Raw genomic sequence first — 17,775 nt, forward strand, 5'->3', positions numbered from 1 at the left:
TATCGGTCCGAAGCGGTTGAGCGAGAAGGGCGGCAAAAACTACGATCGCTGGCGCAACATCAGCAGCGAGAAAATCCGTATTGGAACGGAGGAGATCGGCATCCTCGCAGACTCGTTTCCCGAGTACGCCCTTTGGCTAGTGAGCGGCCGGATTGAGCCCGAGCATGGTCACCGAAGCCCGGAATTCGACGAGGCCAACCGAAACTTGCCCAGTCAGAGCGCGGGATAGCGATCACAACGGAAGTGACTAGGCGCTGGTACGCCCGAACGACAGGGAGAGGTTAGGTATGAAGGCTGATTGGAACGACGCCCCGGACTACGTCACAAGGCACCCACGCAAGAGCCGCAGGCTAGCGAAGCTGATCCCTGGACTGATCGGCACGCTGGTGACACTAGCGGTTCTCCAGATGGCAGCCTCAGCGTTCCTACAGGGAACTGCGCAGCGCATTGCTGAAAAGCGCATTCAGCCTAAGCCAGCTCCTATTGCTGAAATCAGCAGAGCAGAGCCTGCCCCTGTCAGGGATTGGGACAAAGTGGTCGAAGAGGTTGCAGCCAGAGGTGCAACGCCTCAGCCGAAATCAGCCCAATCTCAAGTCGACCTCATCGAGACACGGCCCAGCAAACAAACCGTATTTAACGACAGCAACTATGCCCCTCAGGGTGCGACCAACATCGTCCCCGCCACGCGGGTCATCCCCGAGCAACCCGTCAAGACCGCTGCCAGCCGAAAAGAAATCATAGTGGTAGGTAAAGAGTCGCGTATAAGCGACTTTTGCCCTTACAAGGAAGGAAGTATTGGGCGCAGGAACTGTAAGGCGAGCGTGAATTTGAACACCAGAAATTAATATCAAGGCGGAAAAGCTCACACCGCCTTGATGTGTTCTGGTCTACCGCTATGGAAGTTTATGCATTGGAACCTGAGGGTTTATTTGTCGCTCGTGCATCGATTAGAACTAGGTTTTTCCCTTCTCTAAGTTCCAGTTCTTTCATTACCTTAAGGAGTTTATCTAGCTCGGTGTCATTGAAATAAAGGATAACTTTTATCGATTTTTCCGTCTGGTTTGCCGCTTCATAAACCTTAACCTGATTTGCAAGGTTCTGGCGAAGCTTGCTGTTGCTTGCTAGCTTGAACTCTACAAGCGTGGTGTCCTTCGATCCTCTTGAGATCTTATAGTCAACAGGACCCCTGCCGTTATTCACTTCGGAATTTACGTCATCTTCAGATGCATACCACGTCAGACGGAATATCAACTGAAGATCAGCTTCGCGCTTAATCGGGGCACCTTTTACATAGAAAAGGCGGTAGCCGTCGTTGTTCTCGATTACTTGCTTTAAATATTTTACACGTCGAAATGCTTCTTCGAATGTGTCACCTCTTTCTGAATAGAAAGATAACGCTCGAAGAGCCTCAGATAGATTTTTTACTTGGTTGATGAATATTGCTTCGGTTTCGCGAAGTTTTTCTTCACTTATCGCGACCGCTTGCTCTCCGTGGTCTTCTTTAAACTTAATGTAGTGATCGATAAGCGTTGGGAAATTTAGCAGCGTTTTCGATACGGCTTGGTTAATTTCTTTTTGTTTTGCATTGTCAGAAATTTGCCTCAGCAGGTAATCGTTGACCTGATCCCTAAGCTCGACGTTAGGAATAGCCTCAAGGATTAAATCGAAATCGCCAATTATGTCGTGTTTGTTTATCCAGGCTTCATCTTTAGTGAGGATATCTTTAGGCGTAAGAAGAATAAAATCCCCATCAATGTAAGGGAGTTTGTACTTCTTTGACATCCATCGACGTGTTTTGTAGTTGAATTCGGAATGAGATACGTTGACGTCTTTAAGCCGGGTTGGATCAATCTCGGCAAGTGCAAATGACTGGGTATATTCGCACAAGTAACTTTTTATTAGGTTGGTGGTGAAGTCGCTGATGCTGTCTTTACCCACCCCATCTCTAATCAGGCAAAGTTTTTCCAAATGGCTGCCTTTGGTAATTTGTTCGTTACCAAAGTCATTAAAGATAGATGAGAGATTTTCATTTAGCGCAGACGCAAACGAATTGCCTAGCCCTGCACCGCCATTTCCAACTCGGCTATAGCCTAGCCAATTCTGTTTGACCTCAGGAAACAAAAACCAGTGTTTTAGTTGGCCGTCAGATATCTTCCCCCCATCTGACACTTCCCTCAAAAAGCTAATGTAGTTGATAATCCTATCGTGTAAGGCTTGGTATTCCGCTTTGTCGCTGTTGAATAATAGAAAGGGATCTATGAATACTGGAAGGTCATTGATAAGGGATACGTTAAAAGCTCCGTATTTATCCAGTGCTTCCTTTTTTATACCAAAATAGTCAGAAAAATATATGTTCATTTTGGACTTCCTTGTTGCATCAATTGAAATTTTGTTCTGAGTAATGCGGACAATACAGTACCGTTTTGCTGGCAGCAATTTGACATTACTGCCTGATTCGTAGGGAATGCAAGGTATTCGAAAGCCGTAGTAGGGCAAGCGCGCAGGTGTCGAAAACTGTCGAAAACATACTGCGACAATGACCAACAAAGGCCACCAATTTTTTCCACTAGCCAGCAAATGACTAACGTTGACCAACGTAGGCTATTGATGGATATAACAAAATCGGATTTGAAGCCCGGCCGCACCACCGGATGCGATTGCCTTCCAGAGAGGTCTCGAACGAGGCCTGGACTGGAAACTGATGAGAGCCTACCTGAGCTCGACCTCCGAGGCCAAGGCGCTGTCGGGGCGGACCTTGCGCTCGTTGCCGAAGCGTCGGGTGAGGCCGATACGGTCGAAGTGTTCGAGTAGCTGAATGCTGCGCTTGCGGCCGAGCTGGATTTGGTCGCGGAAGGCGGCGGCGCGGATCACCCCCGACTGACGCTCCATGTCCAATACCTGATTAGCCAGCTGGCGGATGGTCGAGTCGGGATAGAAGAGGTCCTTGACGACCTGCTGCAGCTCGCCGATGCGAGACAGTTTGCGCAACAGATGACGCACACGATCCTCTTCGATCTCTAGCTCGCCGGCCAGATCGCGCACCCATGGGGGGTTGAACCGGGCTGACTCCAGCAACGGCCAGAGGCGGGCTTTCAGCGACTCTTCTTCTTCGCTCAGGTGAACGCGGTGCCCGGGAAGATGCAGCCAAGGGCCGTTGGCTTCGATCGTTCCGGCCGCCAGGGTTCGTTCCAGCAGCGCGAGGTAAACCGGCCGTTCCAGCTGGGGCAGCGCGTAGCGGCGCAGACGGTCGCGATCCGGTCCGAGTTCATCTGGTTGTGTTTCATGGAAGCGCTGCAGCGCGGCCACCAGGCTCTGTTCGAGATAGTCCCAGGTGCCGCGGTCGAACAGCCGTGGACCCACCCTCGTGGGGATTTCCAGCGCCTCGTCAGGCAGGCGCCAGGTCTGCCTCGGCCGGTTGAACTGCCGCTCCAACAAGGCCGGCTCCAGGCCATTCATGGCGCTTGGTAACAGCGCCGGCAGGATCTCTTCCAATGTTTCGCCGCCCAAGGCGCGCAGCACCGCCAGACGCGCCTGGCGATGACGGTTGCGCGGTGGGGCGAAGGGATCGAGTACTCGGCCGCCGCCCAGTGTGCGCTGTGCGGATTGGTCCCGCAGTACCACGCGATCGCCGTGCACGGCGTGGGCCGGCGCGTTCAGCAGCAGCTGTGCGTGTACGTGACCGCCGGGCGCCAGGTATTCGCCTTCCAGCAACGCGATCCGGCCCGTTACGTCCTGCGCGCCGAGATGAATGTGCACTGGGGTCCAGTGACGCAGCTCGCGGGCTTCGCTGGGCAGCAGAGTGAATTCGATGTCGATGCGCCGGGTGGCTGCCTGCAGCTCGGGCTTCAGCAGCCAGTCGCCGCGGCTGATCTGTTCCACCGCGAGGCGATCGCCAGCGAGGTTCAGGGCGACCCGCTGGCCGGCCTGGGCCTGCTCGGAGACCCGGTTCTGGGCATGCAGCCCGCGCACTCGAACGCTGCGCCCGGCTGGGCTCAGGGTCAGCTCGTCGCCGACTCGAACCCGGCCGGCGAATGCCGTTCCGGTCACGACGACGCCGGCACCGGTGACGCTGAATGCGCGGTCGATGGCCAGCCGGAAATAACCGTCTTCGCTGCGTGTGCGCACCCCTGCGGCCTGCTCGATTAACGCCGAACGAAGCGCGTCGATGCCCTCCCCGGTGATGCTGGATACCGGAAGGATTGGCGTGCCGGTCAGCGGGCCGGCCTGCAGCAGCGATTCGATCTGCTGGCGCACCTCGGCAATACGCGGCGCTTCGACCCGATCGATTTTGGTCAGCGCCACGAGCGCGCGGCGAATGCCCAGCAACTCGACGATGGCCAGGTGCTCGCGGGTCTGTGGCATCACGCCGTCGTCGGCGGCGATCACCAGCAGCACGCAGTCAATGCCACAGGCCCCGGCCAGCATGTTGTGTACGAAGCGCTCGTGGCCGGGTACATCGATGAACCCGGTGAGGTCGGACTCGCCGAGAGAGGCGTACAGGTAACCGAGATCGATGGTGATCCCCCGCAAGCGCTCGTCGCGGCGGCGGTCGCCTTCTTGTCCGGTCAGTGCCTTGAGCAGCGCAGTCTTGCCATGGTCGATGTGGCCGGCGGTACCGATGATCATGGCGTCAGCTCCCGTTGCAGGTGCGGCAACTGCTCCAGCAGTGCTGGCTCATCATCCAGTTGTCGCAGGTCGAGCCAGAGGGTGTCGTCAGCGATCCGGCCAAGGATCGGGATCGGTAGGCTGCGCAGCGCTTCTTCCAGCTGGCGCAAGCTGCGACCACGCAGGCGCCTGGATTGCAGGGGACGGATACAGAGGGCAGCGCTGGGCAGGCGTGCCACTGGCTGCGCGCCACTGCCGATCATGCCGAGGGCGTCTTCAACCGCGACCTGCCAGGAATCGCCGAGTGCCTTGGCCAACGTCGGCGCCAGGCGCTCGGCCTGGGCCCGTATGTCCGGCTGCGGGCGGCTCAGCAGGCGCAGGCTGGTCAACCGCTCGCCAAGGCGATCAGGATCACGATAGAGGTTGAGTACGGCTTCCAGCGCCGCCAGGGTCAGCTTGTCGACACGCAGCGCGCGCTTGAGTGGGTTCTTCTTGATCTTCTGGATCAGCTCCCGGCGGCCGACGATCAGTCCTGCTTGCGGTCCGCCTAGCAACTTGTCGCCGCTGAAGGTGACGATGTCGGCGCCGTCACGCAGGGCCTCCTGCACGGTGGGCTCCTTCGGCAGACCCCAGCGCGACAGGTCGACGAGACTGCCGCTGCCCAGGTCTTCCAACAAGGGCAGGTCATGAGCCCGGGCGATGGCACCGAGCTCAGCCGTGGCGACGCTGGCCGTGAAGCCTTGCACGCTGTAGTTGCTGGTATGCACGCGCATCAGCAAGCCGCTGCGCGGGCCGATGGCGTTTTCGTAATCTCGCGCGTGGGTGCGATTGGTCGTGCCCACCTCGTGCAGCTTCACTCCCGCGCGGGCCATGATGTCGGGGATGCGAAAGGCGCCACCGATTTCGATCAGCTCGCCACGGGAAATGATGCCTTCTTTGCGTACGCCGAGGCTGTTCAACGCCAGCAGCACGGCGGCCGCGTTGTTGTTGACCACGGTGACGGCTTCGGCGCCGGTCAGCTCGCGGATCAGCTCTTCGATCAGGTCATCACGGTCGCCGCGCTTGCCGGTGGCCAGGTCGAACTCAAGGTTCAGTGGATAACGAGCCGCCAGGGTCATCGCCTCGATGGCTTCATCTGGTAGCAGGGCGCGGCCGAGGTTGGTATGCAGGACCGTGCCGGTGAGGTTGAATACGCGGCGCACGCGGCTGCGATGCTGGTTGGCTAGGCGCTCACCGGCGCGTCCGGCGAGCACGGCTTCGGATAGCTCCAGCGCGGCGAGCTGACCCTGACGGACCGGCTCGCGCAGCTCGTCGAGTAGATCGCGCAGGGTGCCGAGTAACGCTTCGCGGCCATAGCGCCGCTGCAGTGGTTCGCAGGCAGGTGCGCGCAACAGGCGGTCGACCGAGGGCAGGCGAACGCTGCTCATGGCTGCCGCCTCGAATGATGTTGCGATACGGAGAGGGCGGGTTTGGCGCAAATCGTGTCGACCGCGCTGGACCCTGTTGCGAGGTTGCCTGACACGCAGGACTCCATTCTTTTTAGTATTTCGCGAGCAGCATAGACGCTTAAATCGGCACAGGGTTCAGTCGGCCTCGTGTTCTTCCTGGCGCTGAAATGAAAAAACCCGGGCAAGCCCGGGTTCTTCATTTCGTCTACGCGTGTCAGGCGTTCTGGCGGATTCCCGCAACCAGCCACGGCTGGTTCTCGCCTTGTGCACGTTCCATGCGCCAGCTTTCGCTGAAGGGCTCGCCCTGGTCGAAGCGCGAATTCTTCGATACGCCCACGAAGGTGAGGGTGGCGATGGTCTTGTCGGCCTGATCGTCCACGCCATCAAGCTGGATCTGCAAGTCGTCAACGTAGGTGGCCTGATAGGCGTCACCGATCTCGGCCCGCTCGCGCTTGAGGAACTCATGCAGCTGCGGCGTGACGAACTCGGCGATCTTGTCCATCTCGTTGGCATCCCAGTGCTGCTGGAGCGACAGGAAGTGCTCGCGCGCCGCGGCCACGAAATTCTGCTCGTTGAACCAGGCGGGGGCGTTGATCACCGGTGCAGCCGCTGCGGATGTGGCGCTGCCACCGAAGATCGACGGTTGCGCAGGCATCTCGCGCTGCATCGGCGCATGGCCGGCCACGGCCGGTTGCTGCTGGCGACGGCGGGCGGCGAGGAAGCGGAACAGCAGGAAGGCGATACCGCCGAAGATCAGGATATCCATGAACTGGATGCCTTCGAAGCCGTCACCCATGAACATGGATGCCAGCAGACCACCAGCAGCGAGGCCGGCCAGCGGGCCGAGCCAGCGCGATGCACCGCTGGCAGCGGCCGGGGTCTTGCCTGCCTGGGTCGGAGCCGCCTGGGTTTGCTTAGGCGCCTGGCGGGTCTGATGGCTCGGTGCCGAGCCGAAGCTCTTGCCACCACCGAAACGCTTGGCGTGGACGTCGAGACTGAGGGTCAGGCCGATACACAGCGCCATAAAAATGCTGAGCACACGTTGCATTTAGTATTCCTGGGTTGGATGAAGATACGAAGCTGATGGTGCACGGACCGGTCCGGGCGCGCCAGTTGCAGAGTGTTTCTGGCTTTTGCTTCGCTGCGCTTGCCCGGCATCACCGTCAAGCGCAGCGTCGCCTGGCTCAGCGCCAGTTGTACAGTTCTTTCTCTGAAATTTCGTGCATCGGCTTGACCTGCGCCTGGAAGGCTTTCATCGAGGCCCAGATGCGGCCGTTGAGCTCGCTCTGCGCGGCCAGCTCGCCGAGCACGATATCGGACTGCTCGCGCATCGCGGCCAGCACCTCGTCCGGGAAGCGCTTCAGTTCGGCGCCTTGCTGCTTGAGCTGATCGAGGGCCATAGCGTTGTTGTAGACATAATCGTCGATCATGTCGCGGCTCGCAGCTCCGGCGGCTTCGGTGAGGATGGCGCGCAGATCATCGGGCAAGCTGTCCAGGGCCTTTTGGTTGACCAGCAACTCCAGCACAGCCTGGGGCTCCTGCCAGCCGGGGTAGTAGTAGTACTTCGCCGCCTTGTGCAGGCCGAAGGCGAGGTCGTTGTACGGACTGACCCAATCGGTGGCGTCGATCGCGCCAGTCTGCAGCGCGGTGAAGACTTCACCGCCTGGCATGTTGACTGTGGTCGCGCCGAGCCGGCTCAGCACTTCGCCGCCCAGGCCTGGGGTGCGGATCTTCAGTCCCTGCAGGTCGTTCAGCGAGTTGATTTCCTTGTTGAACCAGCCGCCCATCTGCATGCCGGTGTTACCGACCACCATGGGTTTGACGCCATACGGTGCGTAAGCCTCGTCCCAGAATTCCTGACCGCCGCCGCGAGTCAGCCAGGCATTCATTTCGCTGGTCGAGAGACCGAACGGAACTGAGGTGAAGAATTGCGCCGTGGGGACCTTGCCCTTCCAGTAATAGGCGGCACCGTGCCCCATTTCGGCCGTGCCGCGCGAGACGGCGTCGAATACCTCCAGAGCAGGTACCAGCTCACCGGCAGCGTAGACCTTGACGGTCAACCGGCCATCGCTCATGGCGCTGACCCGGTCGGCCAGTCGCTGGGCGGCAGTGCCCAAGCCTGGATAGTTCTTTGGCCAGGCGGTGACCATCTTCCAGTTGTAAGTCTTAGGGGCTTCGCTGGTGGCCGGCTGCGGCTCAGCGGCGGATTCGACTTTCTTCTCATCGTTGCAGCCTGCGAGGCCGAGGGATACAAGCAGGGCAGCGGCGGCACCAAACAAGTGACGGCGTTTCATGAGTAGGATCTTCCTTTGACGGACCTTATTAGTATCGGGCACAGGTTGACGTGCACGTCATAGCGCCTTGAGTTTGGCATAACTGAGCATCAACCACTTGCTTCCTTCATCTTCGAAATTCACTTGCACCCGTGCTTGAGCGCCGGAACCTTCAAAATTCAGGATGGTGCCCTCGCCGAACAAGGAGTGGCGGACGCGCTGACCGAGGTTGAACGGGGTTTCCGGCACGTTGGCACCGTCGAACAGTGAGCCGCCACCCATGCCGCGGGTGTTGAAGCTGCGGCTGATGGTGTTGCTCAGGCGCACTTCGCTGACCAGTGCCGGGGGCAGTTCGCGAACGAAACGCGAGATCTTGTTATAGGTCTCGCTGCCGTACAAGCGCCGAGTTTCGGCGTAGGTGATGACCAACTGCTGCATCGCGCGCGTGATGCCGACGTAGGCCAGGCGGCGCTCTTCCTCGAGGCGGCCAGGCTCCTCCAGGCTCATCTTGTGCGGAAATAGCCCTTCCTCCATGCCAACCAGGAACACCAGGGGGAACTCCAACCCTTTGGCGCTGTGCAGCGTCATCAGCTGCACGCTGTCCTCGTGGTCGCCGGCCTGCTGCTCGCCAGCTTCCAGCGAGGCGTGGTCGAGGAAGGCCGCCAGCGGCGTCTGCTCGTCTTCTTCCTCCTCGCTGTAATGGTCGAAGGCGCGTGCAGCGGACACCAGTTCCTCGAGGTTTTCCACTCGCGCCTGGGCTTTCTCACCCTTTTCGTCGCGGTGGTAGGCGAGCAGCCCGGACTGTTCGATGACCAGCTGTGCCATGTTGTGCAGTTGCATGCCCTCGACTTTCAGGGCGAGGGTGTCAATCAGCTCGACGAAGCCGTTCAGCGCACTGGCCGCACGGCCGGAGACCTGCTTGGTGCCGACCGCCTGGTGCAGCGCCGCCCACATCGATGTGCTCTCTTGGCGGGCCAGCTGACGCAGGCATTCGACGGTTTTCTCACCGATGCCGCGGGCCGGCACATTGATCACCCGCTCCAGTGCCGCGTCGTTGTCACGGGCCTGGATCAGACGCAGGTAAGCCATGGCGTTCTTGATCTCGGCGCGCTCGAAGAAGCGTTGGCCGCCATAGATCCGGTAGGGGATCCGCTCGCGCAACAGCGCTTCTTCCAGCACTCGTGACTGGGCGTTGGAGCGGTAGAGGATGGCGATTTCGCTGCGCGCGAGGCCTTCTTTCTTGATGGCGCTCTCGATGCTTTCGACCACGTAGCGCGCTTCGTCGTGTTCGTTGAAGGCGGCATAAAGGCTGATAGGCTCACCCTCACAGCCCTCGGTCCACAACTCTTTGCCCAAGCGCCCTTGGTTGTTGGCGATCAGTGCGTTGGCGGCCTTGAGGATGCAGGCGGTCGAGCGGTAATTCTGTTCCAGGCGGATGGTTTCGGCGTCGCGGAAGTCTTCGCTGAACTGGTGGAGGTTTTCCACTCGCGCGCCGCGCCAGCCGTAAATCGACTGGTCGTCGTCACCCACCACCATCAGGCTCTCGCCGCCCTTGGCCAGCAATCGCAACCAGGCGTACTGGACGGCGTTGGTGTCTTGGAACTCGTCCACCAAGATATGGCGGAAGCGGCGCTGATAGTGGTCGAGCAGGCCTGGGTTGTCGCGCCACAGATCCAGCGCGCGCAGCAGCAGCTCGGAGAAGTCGATTACCCCGGCGCGGGCACAGGCCTCTTCATAGGCCTGGTAGATGCTCAGCATGGTGGCCAGGAACAGGTCGCCGCTGGGCTGGATATGCTTGGGTCGCAGGCCTTCGTCCTTCTGCCCGTTGATCCACCACTGGGCCTGACGAGCAGGCCAGCGCTGCTCATCGAGGCCGAGCTCACGGATGACCCGCTTGACCAGACGCTGCTGGTCATCGGAATCGAGAATCTGGAAATTCTGCGCCAGTTTCGCTTCTTGCCAGTGCGCGCGCAGCAGGCGATGCGCCAGGCCATGGAAGGTACCGACCCACATGCCTTGTGGGTTGACCTTCATCAGCTGCTCGATGCGCTGGCGCATCTCGGCAGCGGCCTTGTTGGTAAAGGTCACCGACAGGATCGAATGCAGCGAGGCGCGCTCGACCTGGTGCAGCCAGGCGATGCGGTGCACCAGCACACGGGTCTTGCCCGAGCCGGCACCAGCGAGGACCAGGTGACGACCCAGCGGTGCGGCCACGGCCTGGCGCTGGGCATCGTTGAGGGAGTTCAGGAGGAGGGAGATATCGTCATGCATGGGCGGCATTCTATCCGTAAACCGGCCCGGCTCGCTCGTGCAACGGACGGGCGCGGAGATCCGACCGTTTCAGCTGGTATCTCGCGATGAGTGGACGGGCCCGGCTTGGAGCGGCCGACTCTCGACTCTTGCTCAGGTGAGGTTGCAAGGTTGCGCGGCGGTTCTCGTTCGTTGGTCGGAACGGACTGTTACGGGCGGATATCAGCGTGCCATCATCGACAGGTGGCTGCAGCGCCCATAACGCCCTTTCAGACACCTACGACAAGAAAGCTCAATGATCGATTCTGCTCAAACAACCCAATCGGCGTCACCGACCATGAAGGATCAAGCCGTCTTCGATCTCGCGGACCTCGATCAGCGGAGCGAGCGCACGCGACAGCTTTACCAAGGCTCGCGTGTCTCGCTGATACTCATGGTTCTTGCCAGCCTGATATTTCTCGGGCTGCTCTGGAACAAGACACCGTCGCTGGACGTGGCGCTTTGGTCGGGCTGGACGCTGTTGTTGGCGCTGCTGCGGCTGCAGCAAGCGAGCGCATTCGACAAGGCCGATGCGGGCGATCAGCAGCGTCCTTACTGGTACCGCGCGTTTCTTGCCGGTAGCGTCGTCACGGCGGTCACGCTCTGCTACGCGATCGTGGCGCTGGTGCCTGGCGATGACTTCATCCAACAGACCCTTCTTTACGGCGCCACAGGCTCGGTCATCGTTGCCGGCAGCGTAACCAGCGGCGTTTCCCTTCGCGCCTTTTTCTGCTTCGCCGCACCCAGCCTGCTGCCAGCCGCCGTCGTTCTGCTGAGCAGCGATCAGGCGCAGCAGCAGGGCTGGGGCGTGTTGTCGGTCATCGTGCTGCTGACGCTCAGCATGGTCGCCTGGCAGACCAATCGTCTGCTGACCGCGAGCCTGGAGCAGCGCTGCTACAACCAACAGTTGATTGCACGCCTGCAGCACATGCGCGGCGAGGCGTCGGAGCTGAACGGCGAGCTGGCACGCGAGATCGAGCAGCGGCGGCACGCCGAAGCGCGACTACGGGAAGCCTTTGAGGGGCTCGAGCAGCGCGTGGCCGAGCGTACGGCGGAGCTGCGCGAAAGCGAAGCCCGGCTGAACCTGGCGCTCGAGGCCAGCGAGCTGGGGCTCTGGGACTGGGATCTCGAGCATGACGAGATTCATCATTCGCGTATGGAGATTGTGTTCGGTATTGGCCCCAGCGCCCGGCTGCGGCTGGCGGATCCGCAGCGGCCGAAAGTTCACCCGGACGACTTGCCTGAAGTGCGCACAGCCATCATTGCGCACCTCAAGGGTGAAACCGATCTCTACTCGATCCGCTATCGGGTACTGCAGGTAGACGGCCATTGTCTGTGGATGGAAGACCGCGGACGGGTCATTGAGCGGGGCGCCGATGGCCGTGCGCGGCGGATGATCGGTACCCGTCGGGATATCACTGAAGCTCATCGGCAGGCCGAGCAACAGCGCCTGGCCGCCACGGTATTCGAGGCGGCGGGTGAAGGCATGGCAATCATGGATGCTGAATTTCGCTTGCTGGCGGTCAACGACGCCTGCTGTGCGCTGTCGGGTTATCAGCGCGATGAGCTCATCGGGCGCAGCGTCGCACGCTTGGCGAGCTCCGAGGACAGCCGCCAACAATACGCGTCGATTCGCGACTGCCTGGCCCGGGACGGGCGCTGGCAGGGCGAGCTCATCGAAACCCGCAGAAACGGTGAAGTTTACCCGCAGTGGGCTCAGTTACACGCGGTTCGCGACAACCAGGGCAACGTCAGCAATGTGGTGGCGTTCATGTCGGACCTCAGCGTGCGGCGGCAGGTGGAAGAACGCCTGCGTTACCTCACGCACTTCGATGAGCTCACCGGCCTGGCTAATCGCAGCCTGCTCAAGGCTCGTCTCCATAGCGCCTGCGAGCGTACCCGCAACAGCACGCGCGGATTGGCGGTCCTGTACATCGATCTGGATCGTTTCAAGGTGCTCAACCAGAGCCTCGGTCATGAATCGGCAGACCAGCTGCTGCGCGAAGTGGCCCGTCGCCTATCGCATACGTTTTCCGATGCCGACACCATAGCGCGTCTATCAGGAGACGAGTTCGTGGTGGTGCTTGAAGGCTATGGAGGCCTGTCGACCCTGGCGCACACCGGCAGCCGCCTGCTGTCGCGCATCAGCAAGCCGGTGCTGGTCGACGGCCAGGAGCTGGTAGTCAGCGCATCCATCGGTGTCAGCCTGATGCCCGATAACGCGCGCGAAGCCACTGCGCTGCTGCTGCAGGCGAACATGGCGATGCAGCACGCCAAACACGTGGGCGGAAATACCCTGCAGTTCTTCACTGAGCGCTTGCAGGCCTCCAGCCTGGAAAATCTGAAGCTTGAAAACCAGCTGCGCCGAGCAATTGATGAAGGGCAGCTGGAGGTGTTCTACCAGCCGCGGCTGAACGTGGCCGACGATCATCTGGATGCTGCTGAGGCGCTGGTGCGCTGGCGTCATCCGCAGCAGGGCCTGATCGCGCCAGGCGACTTCATTCCGCTGGCCGAGGAGACCGGGCTGATCATTCCGTTGGGTGAGTTCGTCCTCCGCGAGGCCTGCCGGCAGGCCCGTCAGTGGCAGCTGGATGGGCTGGCGCCGATCCGGGTCTCGGTGAATCTTTCGGTGAAACAGCTGCGTCAGGGCAACTTCATCAGTCTGGTGCGTCAGGTGCTGGAAGAGAGCGGCCTGTCGGCAGACAGGCTCGAATTGGAATTGACCGAGAGCCAGCTGCTCGATGACATCGATAACGCCGTCAGTATCAGCCATCAGCTGCGCGCGCTAGGCGTGAAGCTGGCGATTGACGATTTCGGCACCGGTTATTCCTCGCTCAGCTATCTGAAGCGCTTTCCGGTGGATTTCGTCAAGATCGACCGCTCGTTCATCTCGGAACTGGAACAATTCGGCGAAGACGCCGCCATCGTTCGGGCGATCATCGCCATGGTCCACAGCTTGGAGCGGAAGGTGGTGGCCGAGGGCGTGGAAACCCAGGCGCAGATGGATTACCTCAAGGCGCATGGCTGCGATGAGATTCAGGGTTACCTGATCAGCCGCCCGATGCCGGCGGAAGAGTTCGTCAAGCTGTTGGCCTAGCGGTGGAAGGCGGAAGCCGTCAGTTTCGCGCCTACCGGATGTGGCTTTTGCGGGGTAGCTAGCCGCGGGTGGTGCTGCCCTTGACTTCTCGCATCAGCAGCGCATAGAGCAGATCACCCGCTTCCAGCATTGGCAGATAGAAACGTGAGGATTTACTGGCTGGCCCGGCGATCTTCGCAGCGCCAGATCAAGTCATGGCGAACTCCTGCCTTGGCCTCAAGTCATCTCCTAGACAGGGCTTGCCTCGAGCGCGCTGCCGACGCAAGCCAGCCATCACCCGGAGATCATCGTGAGCGTTAACCCCGTCGATGCCAGAGGCAGCCTGATTGCGACGCTTTTGCTCGGGATTGGCCTGATGGCGGCGGTGGATGAGATCGTCTTTCATCAGATCCTTGCCTGGCACCACTTCTTCGATCGATCGACCCTGGCCGTTGCTCTGCTGTCCGATGGGCTGCTACACGCGGCAGAGTTGCTGATGCTGGCGGCCGGCTTCTATCTGTTCGTCCGGCTCAGCCGCGGCCGGGCCGTGTCGCAGCGGCACGCCTGGGCAGGGTTGCTGGTCGGCGCGGGCGGCTTCCAGCTGTTCGACGGCATCATCAACCACAAGCTGCTGCGCCTGCATCAAGTGCGTTACGTCGAGGATCTGTGGCTGTATGACCTGGCCTGGAATGGCGTTGGCGCGGTGGTAATAGTGGCTGGTGTCCTGTTGTGGCGGCGTGCCCAGGCCGACAGGCAACAGGGTCGATAAAAATGACCCACGAGGCACATCTGCTAACGCTGGCCGGCATGTTCCTGTTGGTGTTGCTGACCCTGGGACTCTGGTTCGGTTATCTGCTCGGGGTTCGCAGGCAGCGCCGCTACCGCTCGGGTTGGCGCTGGTGGCGGCTGGTCAGCTTCACGTTGGGGTGCGGTCTTGTTGTGCTGGCGCTGTCGCCGGAGATGATCGAATGGGGGCACGCCGACCTACGTGGGCACATGGTGCAGCACCTGTTACTGGGAATGTTCGCGCCGATCGCGCTGATGCTGGGCGCGCCTGGCACGCTGTTGCTGCGCAGCGTGCCGGTGGGTAACGCCCGCCGGATCATCGCGTTAGCCGGGACGCCACCGGTGCGTTTCCTGAGCCACCCGGTCACCGCATTGTTTCTGGATATCGGCGCCCTCTATCTGCTGTACCTGACGCCGCTGTACTCGCTCAGCTTCAGTGAGCCGCTGTTGCACGTACTGCTGCATTTGCACTTCGTGCTGGCCGGCTACCTGTTCAGTTGGTCGATTGCCGGCCCGGATCCAGCGCCGCATCGCCCTGGTCTGCGCACCCGATTGATCGTGCTGTTCATGGCTATCGCAGCCCACTCGATCCTGGGCAAGCTGATGTATGCCCACGGTTTCCCACGTGATGCCGGTCATAGCCTGGCCGAGATCGAGGCCGCCGCGCAGCTGATGTACTACGGCGGGGATTTGGCGGAGTTGCTCCTGGCGATCGTTTTCTTCGCTATCTGCTACCGCAGTCAGCGATCCAAGCCGCTCGGCGCAATATCCAGCTAGCAGACGGCAAACCGCCGGACGAGGCGTTAGCCGGGCCCGGCGGTTTGACATGTGGCGTTGATGTCGCGATGGCTTACGCCGCGGCGATCACATCGCCATGGTTTTCCGGCTCGATCAATGCGCGATGCAAGGCTGCCACCGCCGCGTCGTAGTCTTCTTCGTTGACCACGCACTGCATCTCCACCTGGCGGATCGACTGGTGCACCGCCTGAATGCTGATGCCGGCACCGGCCAGCGCCGCCACGGTCTTGGCGAGGATGCCCTTGACCTTGAGGTCCGAGCCAATCGCCGAGACGATCGAGACGTTATGCACCGTGACTTCCGCGGCCGGGTACTTCTCTTCGATCAGTCGTGCGGCGCGGTTGATCAGCTTGCGCGAGCCCGAGGCGGCGTAGTAGGTGATGCTGTTGGCATCGGAGTCCTTGTTCACTACGTATAGGCGCAGCTGCTTGAGCAGCTTGCTGATCTCGATGTCGTAGGCGACGTCGCCGAGCATGTCCTGATCGAACACCTCGATACCGAAGACGTCCTTGCGCCCGGCGATGATCTCGACGCAGGGCTTCTCGCTCTTGTAGTCCTGGCTGATGAGGGTGCCGGCGTGTTCGGGTTCGAAGGCATTCTTGATGCGCAGCTCGATGCCGGCACGGCGCAGGGTCTTGGCCGCACGCGGATGAATCGCCTCCATGCCCAGATTCGACAGCTGGTCGGCGACGTCGTAGTTGGTACGGCCGATGGTCACCACCTTGTCGGCGCCCACCAGGTTCGGGTCGGCACTGGAAAGATGGAATTCCTTGTGGATGATCGCCTCGCGCGCCCCGGTAGCGGCCGCGATCTGGGCAAAGGTGATCTCGCTGTAGCCGCGATCGAAGGTGTTCATCAGGCCTTCGCTGCAGTGGGTATAACCGGTGGCGACCACCAGTTCGCGACTCAGGTCCACTTCTTCGAAGCTGTGGCGGACCATCTCCTCGAAGGGCAGCGGCGCGTCGCGGTGCCAGCCGGTGAGGTCGACCATCTTGGCGTTGACGCCACGATGCTTGAGCGCCAGCACCGAGTTGAATGCGCTGTGCGCTTCGCCCAGGGAGGCGAGCATCTCGCGGACCTTCATCAGGTGCTCGTCGAGCTGGAAGTGGCCGTAGGCGCAAAGGCGCTGCAGGCTGCTCATGCATTCGCGGGCATCGTCGATGCGTGAATTGACGAACTGGTTGGCTGCGCGCTGCTCGAATTCGCTGGCGAACAGCTCGGCGTTCTTGCTCAGCATGCGAGTACGTACGGTTTCCAGCGCTTCGAGCCAGGCGCCTTCGCTGCGGGCGTCAGCGAACCGCTGGTATACACCGGGCTCGCCGGTTTTCTTGTGTTCCAGCAGCAGATTGGTCATGCCACTGTAAGCCGACACGACGAAGACGCGCTGATAGAGCGCATCGCCTTCGCGTTGGCCGATGAAGATGTTGTTGAGTACTTCATCGAAGCGGCTCATGGATGTGCCGCCGATTTTTTCTACGGTATGCATCGATTCAACGTCCCGTCTTGGGGGTGAATTTTCATCCCTGGGCCGCCTTTCGGCAGGCCAACAAAGATCAGGCCCGGTTTGGTTGCGGGCCTGATGTACCTAATTCAGAGATATTGTTGTGGCTGGATCTGCAATGGTTCGAAATTCTCGCGCTCGGCGACGAAGGTCGGGCGTGGTGCGAGGCCGCAGAACGGCGCCTGCGAGGCATTATCTACGTGGTTGTAGACATAGAACAGATTGCTGCGCGCGCTGGGTGTGATGTTGCTGTTGGAGCCGTGCACGGTGTTGCAGTCGAAGAACACCACGCTGCCCGCCGGACCGGTGGCCGTGTCGATTCCGTAACGGTTGGCCAGCTCGGTGAGGCTGTTGTGATCCGGCACGCCGAGCTCTTGCTTGCGCAGGGACTTCTCGTAGTGGTTTTCCGGTGTCTCGCCCACGCAACGGATGTAGTGCTTGTGCGAACCGGGGACCAGCATCAGCGGACCGTTGTGTGGCTCGTTATCGGTCAGCAGGATCGAGCAGCTCAGGGCGCGCATGCGCGGCAGGCCGTCTTCGACGTGCCAAGTCTCGAAATCCGAATGCCAGTAGAACTCCTTGCCGGTGAAGCCGGGCTTGAAGTTCATCCGTGACTGATGGACATAGATGTCGCCGCCGAGAATGAAGCGGGCGATGCCAGCGGTCCTTTCGTCTGCAGCGATGCGGGCGAACAGCTCATTGTCCTTATGGATGGCGAACACCGAGCGGATCGCGCCGCTGTCTGGTTCCTTGATGGTCTTGCCGGAATCCGCCACGACCGGATCCTGGCGCATGCGATCGAGCTCTTCGCGGAATACCGCGACTTCGTCGGCGCTGAACAGGTTGGGAATGACCAGATAACCATCACGCTCGAAGCGTTCGATCAGGTCCGGTGCAATCGGCGCGTTGGCTAGATCGCTGCGGTAGACGACCGGATCCAGACGTTCCTGCCAGCTGGGTTCGTCGTGCTGGCGCGAAGGATAAAGGTCGGCTTGCACG

General features: G+C 60.7%; 13 protein-coding genes. 5 read left to right on the plus strand and 8 right to left on the minus strand.

The window, feature by feature from the left end; translation table 11 throughout:
- The first annotated feature begins 1 nt into the window (after nt 1).
- A complete protein-coding gene (locus tag H3028_RS06345; protein WP_181296214.1) occupies nt 2–229 on the plus strand; it encodes a DNA-binding protein in 228 nt (75 codons plus the stop codon).
- Between the two features lie 58 nt (nt 230–287).
- The gene (locus tag H3028_RS06350; RefSeq protein ID WP_181296215.1) at nt 288–845 is read left to right on the plus strand and encodes a hypothetical protein; all 558 of its coding nucleotides are present in this window, start codon (nt 288–290) and stop codon (nt 843–845) included.
- Between the two features lie 58 nt (nt 846–903).
- Here the strand turns inward: H3028_RS06350 and H3028_RS06355 are convergent, their stop codons facing one another.
- The 6 genes from H3028_RS06355 to uvrD all read right to left on the minus strand — a co-directional run bounded on the left by H3028_RS06355 (nt 904) and on the right by uvrD (nt 10,597).
- A complete protein-coding gene (locus H3028_RS06355) occupies nt 904–2,358 on the minus strand; it encodes a hypothetical protein (protein ID WP_181296216.1) in 1,455 nt (484 codons plus the stop codon).
- A gap of 351 nt (nt 2,359–2,709) precedes the next feature.
- Nucleotides 2,710–4,626 carry a selenocysteine-specific translation elongation factor gene (selB, locus tag H3028_RS06360; protein WP_181296217.1) on the minus strand — a complete coding sequence of 639 codons (1,917 nt, stop codon included), beginning with the start codon at nt 4,624–4,626 and terminating at the stop codon, nt 2,710–2,712.
- A complete protein-coding gene (gene selA / locus H3028_RS06365; RefSeq protein WP_181296218.1) occupies nt 4,623–6,032 on the minus strand; it encodes an L-seryl-tRNA(Sec) selenium transferase in 1,410 nt (469 codons plus the stop codon). The genes selB and selA overlap by 4 nt, the downstream gene beginning before the upstream one ends.
- A gap of 235 nt (nt 6,033–6,267) precedes the next feature.
- Nucleotides 6,268–7,101, minus strand: a complete 834-nt coding sequence (locus H3028_RS06370; protein WP_181296219.1) for a Tim44 domain-containing protein — start codon at nt 7,099–7,101, stop codon at nt 6,268–6,270.
- 136 nt (nt 7,102–7,237) lie between these two features.
- Entirely contained in the window at nt 7,238–8,347 is a 1,110-nt protein-coding gene (locus H3028_RS06375; protein ID WP_181296220.1) for a TRAP transporter substrate-binding protein, read from the minus strand.
- A gap of 57 nt (nt 8,348–8,404) precedes the next feature.
- Nucleotides 8,405–10,597, minus strand: a complete 2,193-nt coding sequence (uvrD, locus tag H3028_RS06380; protein ID WP_181296221.1) for a DNA helicase II — start codon at nt 10,595–10,597, stop codon at nt 8,405–8,407.
- Nucleotides 10,598–10,913: 316 nt separating this feature from the next.
- Here uvrD and H3028_RS06385 point away from each other — a divergent pair, with 316 nt between their 5' ends.
- The 3 genes from H3028_RS06385 (at nt 10,914) to H3028_RS06395 (ending at nt 15,254) form a co-directional block, all read left to right on the plus strand.
- Complete coding sequence (locus H3028_RS06385) at nt 10,914–13,712, plus strand: bifunctional diguanylate cyclase/phosphodiesterase (protein ID WP_258237719.1); 2,799 nt, start codon at nt 10,914–10,916, stop codon at nt 13,710–13,712.
- Between the two features lie 289 nt (nt 13,713–14,001).
- Complete coding sequence (locus H3028_RS06390) at nt 14,002–14,460, plus strand: DUF2243 domain-containing protein (RefSeq protein WP_181296223.1); 459 nt, start codon at nt 14,002–14,004, stop codon at nt 14,458–14,460.
- 2 nt (nt 14,461–14,462) lie between these two features.
- Entirely contained in the window at nt 14,463–15,254 is a 792-nt protein-coding gene (locus H3028_RS06395; RefSeq protein WP_181296224.1) for a cytochrome c oxidase assembly protein, read from the plus strand.
- Between the two features lie 73 nt (nt 15,255–15,327).
- Here H3028_RS06395 and H3028_RS06400 read toward each other — a convergent pair whose 3' ends face one another.
- Together H3028_RS06400 and thpD are read right to left on the minus strand one after the other, a co-directional pair.
- Entirely contained in the window at nt 15,328–16,761 is a 1,434-nt protein-coding gene (locus tag H3028_RS06400) for an aspartate kinase (protein ID WP_181296225.1), read from the minus strand.
- A 104-nt stretch (nt 16,762–16,865) separates the two neighbouring features.
- The gene (thpD, locus tag H3028_RS06405) at nt 16,866–17,774 is read right to left on the minus strand and encodes an ectoine hydroxylase (RefSeq protein WP_181296524.1); all 909 of its coding nucleotides are present in this window, start codon (nt 17,772–17,774) and stop codon (nt 16,866–16,868) included.
- Nucleotide 17,775 lies beyond the last annotated feature (1 nt).

It is taken from the genome of Pseudomonas sp. Q2-TVG4-2, assembly GCF_013620795.1.
GTDB lineage: Bacteria > Pseudomonadota > Gammaproteobacteria > Pseudomonadales > Pseudomonadaceae > Stutzerimonas.

What these genes read in the sequence shown, in the direction of transcription:
- H3028_RS06355 (WP_181296216.1), bottom strand. Translation starts at nt 2,358, where the DNA reads ATGAACATATATTTTTCTGACTATTTTGGTATAAAAAAGGAAGCACTG.
- H3028_RS06375 (WP_181296220.1), bottom strand. Translation starts at nt 8,347, where the DNA reads ATGAAACGCCGTCACTTGTTTGGTGCCGCCGCTGCCCTGCTTGTATCC.
- H3028_RS06370 (WP_181296219.1), bottom strand. Translation starts at nt 7,101, where the DNA reads ATGCAACGTGTGCTCAGCATTTTTATGGCGCTGTGTATCGGCCTGACC.
- selA (WP_181296218.1), bottom strand. Translation starts at nt 6,032, where the DNA reads ATGAGCAGCGTTCGCCTGCCCTCGGTCGACCGCCTGTTGCGCGCACCT.
- selB (WP_181296217.1), bottom strand. Translation starts at nt 4,626, where the DNA reads ATGATCATCGGTACCGCCGGCCACATCGACCATGGCAAGACTGCGCTG.
- uvrD (WP_181296221.1), bottom strand. Translation starts at nt 10,597, where the DNA reads ATGCATGACGATATCTCCCTCCTCCTGAACTCCCTCAACGATGCCCAG.
- H3028_RS06350 (WP_181296215.1), top strand. Translation starts at nt 288, where the DNA reads ATGAAGGCTGATTGGAACGACGCCCCGGACTACGTCACAAGGCACCCA.
- H3028_RS06385 (WP_258237719.1), top strand. Translation starts at nt 10,914, where the DNA reads ATGAAGGATCAAGCCGTCTTCGATCTCGCGGACCTCGATCAGCGGAGC.
- H3028_RS06400 (WP_181296225.1), bottom strand. Translation starts at nt 16,761, where the DNA reads ATGCATACCGTAGAAAAAATCGGCGGCACATCCATGAGCCGCTTCGAT.
- H3028_RS06395 (WP_181296224.1), top strand. Translation starts at nt 14,463, where the DNA reads ATGACCCACGAGGCACATCTGCTAACGCTGGCCGGCATGTTCCTGTTG.